Consider the following 13004-nt stretch of genomic DNA (forward strand, 5'->3'; position numbering starts at 1 on the left):
ATAGGGGAAGCAGACGAGAAGGAGGACTTCGCGTGTCCCGCTATTCGACCAAAACCCTCTCCGAGAGGCTGGGTCTTCGGCCCTACCAACGGCTCTATTTCGAAGGCGCATCCCTTATTTACTTGAATTCGCTTGGTCCGTCGCCGGCGGGCATACGGTTTTTGGATTCGCCGGAAGGGCCGATCGACTTTATTCATTTATTCGTCAAGACGCAGGCGGACTTGGAGGTGCGCGTGCCTCAGCTGGCCAAGCACCTGTCGCCAAGAGGCATGCTATGGGTGTCCTGGCCCAAAGGGTGCGCGATGCCCCATGCCGACGTCGGCGAAGAAGCGGTCGCGAAGATCGGCACGGCATGCGGCCTCTCCGGCGTCAAGGACTGCGAGATCGACGAGACATGGACGGGCCGCAAGTTCGTGTATCGGAAAAAGGGGCGTCCCCGGTCGACCGGATTTGCAAGCGTTCCGCATCCTGCGGCGGTCGGCTGGCCCGATCGGAGAGAGTTCCTATTGGCGTCCGCAGGGGCCCGATGACTTGCGCGCCGCTTAAGTGAACGGACGAGAGAGCCCTTGCGAAGGGCTCTTTTCGCGTTCTTCGGCCATTTTGACGGAGGTCCGGCTAGCGGAGCTGTCGCGTTTCGTTGTGCTAGGCGATCGGTTCAGAGTAAAATGGACATATAGCAGATACATAGGAGGAACCGATTTTCATGCGTATAGGGGCAATCGAAGCGGGCGGCACCAAGTTCGTCTGCGGCATCGGCAACGAGAACGGAAAGATCGAGGACCGGGTAAGCTTCCCGACGGAGCATCCCGAGAAGACGCTCGCGCAAGTCTTCGAATACTTTAAAGACAAGGCGGTGGAGTCGATCGGCATCGGCTCCTTCGGTCCGATCAATATCGACGAGGCGAGTCCCGCATACGGCTACGTGACGACGACGCCGAAGCCGGGTTGGTCCGGCTATCCGTTCCTCCCGGCCATGAAGCAGCAGTTCGACGTGCCGATGGGCTGGGATACGGACGTCAACGCGGCCGCGCTCGGCGAGGCGACTTGGGGCGCGGCGGCCGGACTCGACAGCTGCGTCTATTACACGATCGGCACGGGCGTCGGCGTCGGCGTATACGCGGAGGGCAAGCTGGTGCATGGACTCGTGCACCCGGAAGGCGGCCACGTGCTCGTGCGTCGCCATCCGGACGACGAATACGAAGGCTTCTGCCCGTATCACGGGGATTGCCTCGAGGGGCTCGCGGCCGGCCCCGCGCTTAAAGGCCGTTGGAAGGTGCCGGGAAGCGAGCTGCCGCAGGACCACCCGGCCTGGGCGATGGAAGCTTACTACATCGGTCAAGCCGTGGCCAACGCGGTGCTCATGCTGTCGCCGAAGCGCGTCATTCTCGGCGGCGGCGTCATGCATCAGCCGCAGCTGTTCCCGCTCGTGCGCGCGGAGGTGCTGAAGGCGCTGAACGGCTATGTGAGCTCGGACGCGCTGGCGGCGGGCATCGACGGCTACATCGTGCCGCCGGGCCTCGGCGACAACGCCGGCCTGACCGGCGCGCTGGCGCTGGGCCTGCGGGCGCTGGGCCGCTAAGGGCAGGGGCGGTCATGGACACGTCGCCCCAGCCGAGCGGAGCGCCGCAGGCGCAGACAGGCGCGGCGCCGACCGGCGTGCAGGTAGGCGCGCCGCCCGCGGCCGAGCGTCCCGAAGGACAGCGCGGCAGGCGCATCCTGCGGGTAGGCGTCATTCTGCTGGCCTTTGCGGCCGCGCTTGCCTTGCTGGCCTTCCTGGCCTTCCTCATGCTGCGCACGGGCGACGGCCGATCGGGACTGCAGGCGAAGCCGATCCCGAATCCGCCCTCGCATTACGATTACGGCACGGCCACGGCCGCGAACGGCATGACGCTCCACTATTTGGAGACGGCTCCCGCCAACGTGACGCTAAACGTCGTTCGCGACAATGTCGCCATCGCTCCCTATTACGGGATCAACGGCGGCTTTTTCTACGACAGCTCGCTGCTCAGCATGGCGATCGTCGACGGCGTACCCGCCGCGGGAGACGGCAGCGCGTCCGGCGGATTCGGATCGGGCGCGGAAAACGTGAAGTATGCCCGGGGAACGCTGGTGTGGGACCGCAAGTCGGAGCGGCTCAGCGTTCAAGTTGCAAGCAAGGCAGGGGAGCTCGACGTGACGGACCCTGCCCAATATTGGGCGCAAGGCGGAATTTCGATGGGCCTGGGCCGAGAAGCGACTTGGCATGACCAAGCGGTCGCCGAGCACGCGCCGTTCATGGACGAGCCCCGGCTGCGATCGGGGGCCGTCTATGACGAAGAAGGCCGCTTGTATCTCGTCGTCAGCGAGAACCGGGGGACGCTGGCCGATTTTCGCGCCGCGATCCTGGAGCTGCTCGGGGGACAAGGACGTCCCGCGCTCGCGGACGGCATCTTCCTCGACGGAGACGGCTCCTCGCAGCTTCGCAGCCGCGAGGCTTCCCTGACGGGGGATTTGCGTCCCGTCGTCCAGATGATCTCGCTGCTCGATTGATCGCTGCTCAAGTGATTCGTCCCCATCCACAACGATCATAGGAGGTTCATATGTCGGAATCCTACGCACCGCTGTTCGTCGGATCGTATCAATCGGCGGATCAAGAAGGCATTCATATACTGCGGCTCGACGCCGAGTCCGGCTCGCTGTCGAAGCTCGGCGGCGTCGCGGGCATCGACAATCCGTCGTTCCTCGCTTACCATGCCGAGTCGAGCGTGCTTTACGCGGTCAGCGAGACCGAGCCGGACGGCGGCGTCGTCGCCTACGCGTACGACGCGGCCTCGCATGCGTTGACCGAGATCAACCGGCAGCCCTCGCAGGGCGGCGCGCCATGTCATCTGGCGATCGACCCTTCTGGCGCCTGGCTTGTACTGGTCAACTATATGGGCGGCAACATCAGCCTGTATCCGATCGGCGAGCGGGGCGCGATTGGCGAGCCCGTCCAGTCGGTCGCTCACGAAGGCGGCAGCATCAATGCCGAACGTCAGGAAGGTCCGCATCCGCATTCGATCTATCCGGTGCCCGGCACTTCTTATTACTTGGCCTGCGATCTCGGGACGGACAAAATCTACACGTACCGGCTGGACGCGGCCACCGGCCGCCTCGAGGCCGTGCGCGAGACGAACGTGACGCCTGGCTCGGGGCCGCGGCATCTGGCGCTGCATCCGACCCGCCCTTTCGTTTATCTCATCGACGAATTGATGAGCCGGATCGTCGTGTTCAAGCTGGATGCCGACGAAGGCTCGCTCGAGGCGCTGCAGACCGTGTCCACGCTTCCCGAAGCGTATGGGGGGGAGAGCTACTGCGCTGAGGTGGCGGTATCGGCCGACGGCAAATATGTCTACGGCTCCAACCGCGGCCATGACAGCATCGTTTCCTTCCGCGTCGGGGAAGACGGCGGCCTGTCGCTGATCGGCCACACGCCGAGCGGCGGACATTTCCCGCGCCACTTCCTAGCGCTTCCGGAGGGCCGCTGGCTGCTCGCGGCCAACCAGAACGGCGACAACATCGTCGTCATGCGCGTCGACGAGGACGGCTTCCCGCGGCATGCGGGCAGCGAATACAAGATGACGAAGCCGGTATGCGTGCGTCTGGGCTAACCCTCGCGCGCGTAGCCAAGCAACCGCAAAAAGGACGATCCTGCAGGCGATTCGCCTGCAAGATCGTCCTTTTTAACATGCGCTTCAATCTTGACTCTCGTCTGCCGTTACGCCTTAATGCCTTACCGCGTCACGACGGCCAGCGTCGCGGAGCGCGCCGCAAGGCGGAGGGTCAGCTTGCCGTCCTCGCCGACCGCCTTCGTGCCTGCCGCGGACAGCCGTGTGGCTGCGTCGAAGCGGTACATCTCGGCCGAGCCGGAGCCGGCGGCATCGCCGAGACCGACGTTGACTTCACGGGTGACGGTGTCCTTGTTGAACAGCAGCACGTACAGCTTGCCGTCCGATCCGTCGATCGCGTAGGAGCCGACGGCGTCCGGCAGGCTCGAGACGGCGCGTACCGAGTCTCCGCGAATTTGCGAGCCGTTGCCGTCGTAGTCGAGATACAGCTTAAACGCGTCTTCGAGCGGCGTGCCTGCCGGCAGCGTGCCGAAGCGGGTGGCGAGGTCGAGCCCCTCGCGTCCGAAGATCGCGAGCGCCTCCGCCTGCGCGACCCCGGCGCTAATGCCGTTGCCGTTGCCGAAGTTGTACTCGGTCAGCGCGAGCTTCGTGCCCGGCAGCCTGCTGTCGATGATCTCCTTCATGCGGGGGATCAGCCGGATCGGCTCCTGGATCCACGAGTCGTCCACGTAATCCGGATCGTACAGCGCCTTCAGACCCTGGAATCGGCGTTTGACCGTACCTGGCCCTTCATCGGCATCCGGCACGCCGGCCGATTGCGAGTAGTAGTGAATGTCCAGGTAGTCCACGAGCCGCTGCCCGTCATGCGAGGCGGCGTAGTCGGCCACCTGCTGGAGATACCATTCCAGGAACGGCGTATTGCCGTGCGCCGCGCGGTCCGGCCCTTCGGCGCAAACGTCGGCGGAAGAGTAAAAGTACGCGCACCAGCCCCAAGAGGTCGGTCCGAACACTTTGGCCGTAGGATCCTTGGCCTTGATCGCGGCGCCGTATTTCTGCGTGAAGCCCCAGAGCTCGTCGTAAGTCGGCGCTTGCGGATGAACGTCGCGATGGGTCGAGTTCCAGATTTCCGGCTCGTTGTCCAGCGCGTAATAGTTCACGGCGTTTCCGCTGTCCTTCAGATGCTGCATCCAGTCGGTCACGAACGTCGGCCCGATCGCCTTGGAAGTGTCCTTCGGATCGTTGCCTGTTACGTACGAGCCGTCCTTCTTCACGCCGTTGCCGGCGTCTTTGACGTCGTCCGCGACGCTTTCCTGGGCGCCGTATTTCTTGACGGAGAAACCGTATCGGATCTCGCGGTCCTTCGGCGTCCACCCGATCGTCGGGACGGTCAGCAGCACCTTGCCGCCTTGCGCGTTCACGCTGGAGATGAGTTGATCCGTCACCGAGCTGTTCGGTTCCTCGCGCGGATCTTTTTCGTAAGGATAGTTGATGTAGTACCAATCGTTCGCGCGGTTGGCTACATTAAGCTGCCAATTGTAGCGCGTCGTGTTGTTGCCGCCCCAGCGCTGCACGGGGAACGGCAAGGTCGACTGCGTCGGATGCATGTCGTCGTAGTTGATGCCGTAAATCTCCGGATTGATCGGCTTGCGATCCGCCGATGTATCGACATTTACGCTGAGCTGCGGCAACCGGGGCTCGGGCAGTTCGCCCGCATGCAAGTTGCGCAGCAGGGACACGTCGTCGATGTACACGACGCCTTGGTCGCGATCGGTAGCCGCCTGAAAAATGAGGCCGTCGAAGCTGCCCGCGGACAAACCGAGGTCGGCCATGCTGACCGTTATTTCGGTCCATTGTCCGGTAGGCAATCCGCCTTCGGGCAGATAGTCGTTCAGGTCGATCGCGCCGATGCCGGCGTCGCCGTCGTACGCATGGACGAGCAGCTGCTGTCCGCCGGTCGCGCCGCCGTGAATCCAGAAGCGCACGCCGTAATATTGCTCGATGTCGAACTTGCCGTCGTGCGACAGCCATACGCCGTCCCAGCCGCTCGGGTTGAACTTAATCGACTTGGCGCCGCCGTGGACCTGCTCGGTATTGGCCAAGTCCTTGTCGTGCCAGCTGTAGTTGCGGAAGCCGTCAGCCAGCGCGTCGCCGTAGACCGGTTCGGCGGCCACTTCCGTCACCTGCACGTAAGCTTCGGTCGAGAACGTCTTGTAGGTCGCCGTCACCTTCGCGATGCCCGGCGAGATGCCCTTGATGGCGCCGCCGTCCAGCTGCAGCACGTCGGGGCGGTCGACCGTCCAGGTCACGCCGTCGGTTAACGTCTTCGTGTCGCCGCCGGCATAGTAGGCTTCCGCCGCGAGCGCATTGTTCTCGCCCGGCAGCATCACCGTGCGCGGCTTGTCGATCCGAAGCTCCGCGATCTGCGCCGAAGCGACGAACTTCTTGAGCAGCGCGATATCGTCGAGATAGGCTGCCGGCTGGACGCCGTTCGTCGCGCCCTGCAGCAGGATGCCGTCGAAGATGGCGCCCGGCAAATTCAGATCCGTCAGATTAATCGTGACCTCGCTCCACGTACCTGCCGCGATGCCGCCCGGCACGAGCGCATCCAGATCCAGCTCTGCCACCGGCGAGCCGCCTTGCGTCAGCTTCAAGCTGAATTGCTGGCCGCCCGTATCGCCGCCGTTCACCCACAGCCGCAACTTGTCGTAGGTTCGGGCGTTGACCGGCATGCCGCTGTACAAGTACAAGCCCTTGTCGCCGTCCGGTTCGAGCCTGATCGACGTTTGCCCCGTGCGAACGGTATCCGACTCCGCCAGATCGTGCGAGATGCCGCTATAGTCCGCGAAGTCGCCGCTCAGCGCATCGGCATAGACATAGTCGCCGTCGATCTCTTCGATCGGACCGGCCGGCGCACCTTCGACGACGGTCACGTCGATCTGCGCTTCGAAGCCCTCATAAGCGGCGCGGAGCGTCGTCGTACCGGGATGCAGGCCGGAGACGAGGCCGTTCGCTACCGTAGCGATCGAAGCGTCGTCCGTCGACCATGCGACGCCGGTCGTTACCGGCGCGGACGAACCGTCCGCGCGCACGGCGTTCAGGCCGGCAGGGCGAAGGCCGCCCTCGCGAAGCGTCAATATATTTTGCGAGAAGACGATGCCGGTCACCTCGGCTTGACCGGGATCCTCCTCGCCCGGTTCCTCGCCCGTTCCGGCGCCTTCGCCTTCGAAGCGCATATCGTCCAGATAGAAGGGCTCCTGTTCGCCGGCGCCCCAGACCCAGATGCCGTCGACGATTCCGCGGACGCCGTAGTCCGCCAGCTTCACGGATACTTTAGTCCAAGCGCCGCCTGGGATGCCGCCCGGCAGAAGCGCCGTCGAGGGGATTTCCGCGACCGCCTGTCCGCCCAGCGAGAATACGAGCTTGAAAGCCTGGCCGCCGGCTGCGCCGCCGTTCGCCCAGAAGCTGAATCGGCCGTAGTCGTCCGCGCTCATGATTCGATCCTTGTAAAAGTAGAGTGCTTGCCCTTCGTCTGCGTCCAGCTGGATGGAACGCGTACCCGAATGAACGGTGCCGGCTTCGGCGAGATCGGATTGCGCCCAGCCATAATCGGCGAATTCCGCCGACAGCGAGTCGTCGTAGACGGTTAAAATGCGTTCCGTATCCCCGTAAGACTTGGCCGGACCGACCGCGAGCTGCCCCAGCAGCACGGCGGATGCCAGGACGGCCGTCAGCGGCTTGCCCCAGGGCAGCTTCCTCCTGCTTGTTGTTTCCATCGTCAATATTTCTCCTCCCCGGAATTCCTGATCGATCGATCCTTACCAGCTTAATGAAGGCGGCCGTAATCCCGCCAGTGACGGTCTGTCACGACTATCGGTCATCTCTGTCATGTGACATGGACCATTTGGCCTATGACGCGAACGCTTCGGTCATGTATCGGTCACTGCTTTGTCCGCGGCTCTATTCGCTCGTCGGGGCGTCTGCTAGAATCAGGGGAGAACGGGTAGCGTACTCAGAGAACGGGGGCAAACATCATGGTCCGAATCGTCATCGCGGACGATCAGCGGCTGATGCGCGAGGGCCTGCAGACGATACTGCAGCTGGAGGACGACATGGAGGTCGTCTGCACGGCGGAGAACGGGAGAGAAGCGTACGAGGCGGCAGGCATCCACCGGCCGCATATCGTGTTGATGGACATCAAGATGCCTGTCATGGACGGCATAGAGTCGTTGAAGCTGATCAAGCGCGATTATCCCAAGACGATCGTGCTCATCCTTACGACATTCGCGGAGGACAAATACATCGTAGGCGCGATGGCCGGCGGCGCGGACGGCTTTCTGCTCAAGGATATCGCCGCCGAACGCGTCGTCCAGACGGTACGGGACGCGATGGTGGGCGAGCTGATGCTGCCTCCCGCGATCGCGGCCAAGCTCGCGTCCCGGCTCACGGCGAACGATTCGTACGATTTCGACGAAGCCAAGCTTCAAGGGATGGGACTCTATTTTACGGAGCGCGAGCGCAAGATTATCCTGCTGTTGATCGAAGGTTATTCGAACAAGCAGATCGCGGTCACGCTTTTTATGAGCGAAGGTACGGTGCGGAACTACGTCAGCGTCATATACGGCAAGATCGGCACCAACGACCGACGCGCCGCCGTCGGGATCATGAAGGAGCTGCTGCTGAGTGACTACCGCTGAACGAAGGTTTCCCTTTCCGCTGAAGGCCGCTTTGCTGCTCGCGTTTACGCTGCTTTCTTTGTTTCTGCCGCTTTTCTTTAAAGGCTCTCATGCCGAGTCGGAAGGCTCCGTCCTTGCGTCTTACCGGGAAAAATGGCAGGTGCGGTGGAGCGACGGAGACGCGAGCGGAACTGAGGGCTGGCGGCCTTTGAACGCGGCGGAGTTGGCGCGCTTCGCCCAGTATAAAGGCGTCGTCTGGCTGAGGAGGGACATGCCCAAGCTGCTGACGGACGATCCGCACGTGATGCTGCTGTACGGAAGGTCTTTCGAGGCATACGAGAACGGGCGTCTTCTGGTGAGCTACAATATGAGCCATCCGGATCCGTACGTGAACCACTACATTCCGGCGCGCATCGTCAAGCTGTCGCAGGGCGACCAGCCGCGAACGCTGGCTTTTAAGCTGTTGTGGAACCGGAACTCCATGCCGCAGGACTGGAGCGTGGTAGGCGACCGCCGCATGCTGGATCGGCTGATCGTGCAAAACGATTTTGTGCCCGCCGTTTTCAGCGTGCTTCTGACGGCCGCGTCCGCGGTTTCGCTGCTCGTTTTCCTGCGCCGGCGATCGGAGACGCTGTACGCCTGGTTTGCCCTCATTACCGGCTGCGCGGGAATCGGTTTCTTCTCGATGCTGATGTCCTTGCGGTTCTTTTTGGATTTGCCGGTCGCGCATTTTCAATATTTCAGAGATTTGCTCATCCCGATCGGCGTGCTGGGCTTCGTCTGTTTTTACGGCAGAGCCCTGCGCGGCTTGTACGTGAGAATGTACCGGATCATGGCAGTCTGCGTGCTGCTGTACACGGTTTTTACCGCCTGCTTGGCATCTATAGATAGTCATTTGTACGAAAAAGCGATCTTCGAATGGTCGCCGATACTCGTGATTCCCGTGTTCGTCCTGATGAGCTTCTCGCTGATCCGGAGCAGGCATATGCTGGCGCTGAAGGATGTCGAAGAATTCAGATGGTTGACGTTCGGCTTCGTCGCGTTGACGGTCGGCATGTCCTTCTATTTCTTTTCGGCAAACGCGCTGCGCTTCTTCGGCTCCAGCTTGGAGGGCGTGCTGCCGATATGGCTGTATTACGCGCTGACGTTCGCGCTCGAGATCGGCCTGCTCCTCTTCGTTGGCTGCCTGCTGATGGTCGTGCTCGGACGATTCTCGGGCGTGTACCGGGACCTGCAGCGCAACGCAGCCGAGTTGGAGACGGCAAACCGGGAACTGGAGACGCTGTCTCGTCTAAAAGACGATTTCCTGAGCCATACCTCCCATGAGCTGCGCACGCCGCTTCATGGCATTGCCGGGCTGGCGGATGCGCTGCTGGACGGCGCTGCGGGACCTGTCGGCCAGGAGATGGAGCGCAATCTGCGGCTCGTCCGCGGCAGCGCTGACCGGCTGCTGCACTTGGTGAACGACATCCTCGATATGGATCGGCTAAGACACGGCGATATGAAGCTGAAGCTAACCGCAGTGGACGCATTGGGCGCATGCGAAACGGTTGCTGCGGCGCTCGCCCCGCTGGCGAGGCGCAAAGGGCTCCAGTTGACGGTAGAGCGAGAAGATACGGTGGTTAAAGGCGACAAGCTGATCGTCAGCGCCGACTCGGGCAGACTGGAGCAGATCCTGTACAACCTGATCGGCAATGCCATCCGCTATACCGAGTCGGGCTACGTCCGGGTGACGGCCGCCCGGGAGGGCGAGAGCGTTCGCATCGTCGTGGCGGATAGCGGGCCGGGCATCCCGGAGGACCGCGCGGCAGAATTGTTCGAGCCGTTCGCGACCGCTTCGTCCGACTATGGCGGCGGCATGGGGCTCGGCCTGCCCATCACCAATCGAATGGTTCGCTTGCACGGCGGCGAGTTGACGATCGATTCCAAGATCGGAGCGGGCACGACGCTGTCGTTCGCGCTGCCAGCCGCGGGCGCCGAGGTCAAGCAGGCGAGCGACGTTGTGACCGGGAGCGGCACGGGTTCATTCGGCAATCTTGGCGAAAATGAAGAGCCAAGCACGGCCGCGCTGCCGGTGCTGCCCGCGAATCTGGACAGATTGGGCGAGGGATACGCGCAGAGTGCATTCGATGAACGAGGACGGGAGGCCGGAGAAAAAAGGCGGCCGCTGATTCTGGTTGCCGATGACGAACCGGTCAACCTCGAAGTTCTGCGGCATTATTTGCGGCGGAGCGGCTACCGTCTGGTCGAGGCGGCGAACGGTACGGAAGCGGCTTTGATCCTGGAGCAGGGCGAGAAGCCGGACCTGCTTCTGTTAGACGCCATGATGCCGGGCAAGACCGGATATGAGGTATGCCGCATCGCGCGCGAACGGTGGTCTGCGAGCGAGCTTCCGATCATTTTGCTGTCCGCGCAAAACCGATTGGACCGGCTGACGCTCGGCTTCGATTCGGGCGCGAACGATTATCTGTCCAAGCCGTTCACCCAGGGCGAGCTGCTCGCGAGGGTGGATATCCAGCTCAAACTGGCGCAGTTCCACCACTCCCTCGAAGAACTGGTCCGCACGCGGACAGAGGAGCTGGAGGCGGCGAACCGCCATCTCGCAGGCTCGGTCCGGGAGACGGCAGAGGCGCTGGCTGAGGTGTCCGTGCTTGAGGAACGCAACCGGATCGCGCACGATATGCACGATCTGGTCGGACACTCGCTCACGGCCGCCATCGTGCAGATCGAAGCGGCCAAGAAGCTGGCGGACCGCGATCTGCCGCGTTCCGTCGAGCGGATGAATGCCGCTGGCGAGATGATTCGGAAAGGCTTAAACGACGTTAGGCGGACGGTCCGGATGTTGAAGGACGACGAGGCGGGCTTCGATTTGCCCGTTGCCCTTCAAGAGCTGATTCGGGAGAGCGCGGGGCAGGCGGACGTCTTTTTCGAATACAATCCCGAGCCGCTGCCGCAAATGGGCGGACTGGCGCAGAAAGTCGTCTATCACGCATTGATGGAGGGAATAACAAATGGCCTCCGTCATGGGCGATGCAGCCGGTTCCGCTTCGAGCTCACAGAGGAAAAAGGCTGGTTGAGGTTCGAACTTGTCAGCAACGGAGAGCCTTATGGGGCTTCGAAGCCCGGCTTCGGACTCAGTGCTATGATGGAGCGCGTCCATTTGCTGAGCGGCACCGTAACCATAGGCGAAGCAGCGCCGGGCATCGGCTGCAGGTTGCGCATCATGTTGCCGCTGGAGGATACCGACGAACGGCTGCCGGAGCTGCCAGCCTAGTTAGACGACGCGCATTGAGCGCATAATGCTTCTCATGTCCGAAGGCAAGCGGGATTGCGCACGATATCCATCTGCGCGATTCCGCCTTTTTAGCGATAAATTGAATTTCCGCCCGCTATCAAACTACTATTTTTCCGTTTTAACAATATCCCCTTGAGTCAGGGAGCTGAGAGCAGGGAGCAGGGAGCAGGGAGCAAGGAGAAAGGAGCAAGGAGCAAGGAGTCAGGGAGTGAGGGAGTGAGGGAGTCAGGAAGCAGGGGGTCAGGGAGTCTGGGAGTTAGGGAAGTCAGGGGTCAGGGAAGTCAAGGGGGCAGGAGTCAGGAAGCAGGGAGTCAGGGAGTCAGGGAGTCAGGGAGTCAGAAAGTTAGAAAATCAAGATTAATCCCCTTGAGTCAGGAACGATCTAATCGACTAGTCGGTTAGAATAGGCACACTCACTTGAATTAAAAAACCTAAAAAACTAATCTAACCCGCACGTCGGCCGCTGCACGCAGGACGCCTGTACGCCCATGGAATCTGGCGAATGCTGGAGCGGGAGCCTACCAATCTTCGATAGGTGATGGTCTTCGTCGTGCCGCAGCAGGCGATGAGCTCGGCGAGCATGTCGTTGCGGCACAGGAGGCGGCGGAAGCAAAATTCGTTCAGGTACGCCTGCAGATGCTTCGGGCCGATCCCGCCGAACGTCCAAGTGAGCCAGCGAACGGCTTCCCGCCAGGCGACATGCAGCGCGGTTTGCCCCCGGTGGCCGCGCTCCAGCCGTTCCGCGCGATCGTCCGCGTCTCCGCCGGCGACGTGTTTTTGCACGAAACGTTCGGCCGCTTCCTCGCCGCCCGCCCCTCCGCGCCTTGCCGTATCGTCTCCTTCCGGCCCGTCGACGGCTTTCATTTTGAGATGAACGATATCGCCAGCGCCGTCAAGCGAAGCGCCGACGACGATCGGTTGCGGCTTAAGTCCTTGCTGCACGATGAGGCTGCCGAGATAGCGATGGTATTCATAGCCGTAATACTCGCCGAGCAGCTGCAGATCGCCTTCGAGCGGCCGCTCGCGGTCCCACTCGCCGATGGCGTGACGGAGCTTGTGGTTGATTAGCCAAGCCGTCTTGTAGGTCACGTCGATCAGCTCGGCCAGTAGCCGTGCGCTGATGCCGATCTGCATCAAGAACATCGCCTGGAACCACTTCGTGAGCGGCGTGCGCGAGCCCTCGAGCACCGTGCCTGCCGTCAGAGAGGCCTGGTGGGAGCAGGAACGGCACTCAAAAAGCCGGCGCCCGCGCGAGGACACTTCGTAATAATGCGGATGGCCGCAACGCGGACAGCGGAAGCCGTCCGGCCACTTGGCGGCGAAAAGCGCATGCTCGCAATCGGCCGTGCTGAAGGCAGGCACAGAGTCCCGAATCGAAAAGCGGCTTGGCATACCAAACCCTCCAGATCGAACATTTGTTCTTATTTTAGCAAAAGATGGATTGCCTTG

At 62.2% G+C, this 13004-nt stretch carries 8 protein-coding genes; 6 read left to right on the top strand and 2 right to left on the bottom strand.

Annotated elements, in window-relative coordinates; genetic code table 11:
* The first annotated feature begins 32 nt into the window (after positions 1-32).
* From BM235_RS09520 to BM235_RS09535, 4 genes are all read left to right on the top strand, one after another.
* Entirely contained in the window at positions 33-530 is a 498-nt protein-coding gene (locus tag BM235_RS09520) for a hypothetical protein (protein ID WP_090112008.1), read from the top strand.
* 173 nt (positions 531-703) lie between these two features.
* On the top strand, positions 704-1579 hold the full coding sequence (locus BM235_RS09525; protein WP_090112010.1) for an ROK family protein: 876 nt from the start codon (positions 704-706) through the stop codon (positions 1577-1579).
* A 14-nt stretch (positions 1580-1593) separates the two neighbouring features.
* On the top strand, positions 1594-2529 hold the full coding sequence (locus tag BM235_RS09530; protein WP_090112012.1) for a hypothetical protein: 936 nt from the start codon (positions 1594-1596) through the stop codon (positions 2527-2529).
* 50 nt (positions 2530-2579) lie between these two features.
* Positions 2580-3629: a lactonase family protein gene (locus BM235_RS09535; RefSeq protein ID WP_090112014.1), complete on the top strand. Its 1050-nt coding sequence runs from the start codon at positions 2580-2582 to the stop codon at positions 3627-3629.
* A 122-nt stretch (positions 3630-3751) separates the two neighbouring features.
* Here the strand turns inward: BM235_RS09535 and BM235_RS09540 are convergent, their stop codons facing one another.
* Positions 3752-7360: a glycoside hydrolase family 44 protein gene (locus BM235_RS09540; protein WP_090112016.1), complete on the bottom strand. Its 3609-nt coding sequence runs from the start codon at positions 7358-7360 to the stop codon at positions 3752-3754.
* A gap of 258 nt (positions 7361-7618) precedes the next feature.
* Here BM235_RS09540 and BM235_RS09545 point away from each other — a divergent pair, with 258 nt between their 5' ends.
* Both BM235_RS09545 and BM235_RS09550 read left to right on the top strand, forming a co-directional pair.
* Positions 7619-8281, top strand: a complete 663-nt coding sequence (locus tag BM235_RS09545) for a response regulator transcription factor (protein ID WP_090112018.1) — start codon at positions 7619-7621, stop codon at positions 8279-8281.
* The gene (locus BM235_RS09550) at positions 8268-11534 is read left to right on the top strand and encodes an ATP-binding protein (RefSeq protein ID WP_090112020.1); all 3267 of its coding nucleotides are present in this window, start codon (positions 8268-8270) and stop codon (positions 11532-11534) included. Before BM235_RS09545 ends, BM235_RS09550 begins: the two co-directional genes overlap by 14 nt.
* A 465-nt stretch (positions 11535-11999) precedes the next feature.
* On the opposite strand, the gene BM235_RS09555 is transcribed toward BM235_RS09550, so the two are convergent.
* Positions 12000-12947: a transposase gene (locus tag BM235_RS09555; RefSeq protein ID WP_158543715.1), complete on the bottom strand. Its 948-nt coding sequence runs from the start codon at positions 12945-12947 to the stop codon at positions 12000-12002.
* Between the last annotated feature and the right edge of the window lie 57 nt (positions 12948-13004).

The sequence above is a fragment of the Cohnella sp. OV330 genome, from assembly GCF_900112065.1.
Lineage (GTDB): Bacteria > Bacillota > Bacilli > Paenibacillales > Paenibacillaceae > Cohnella.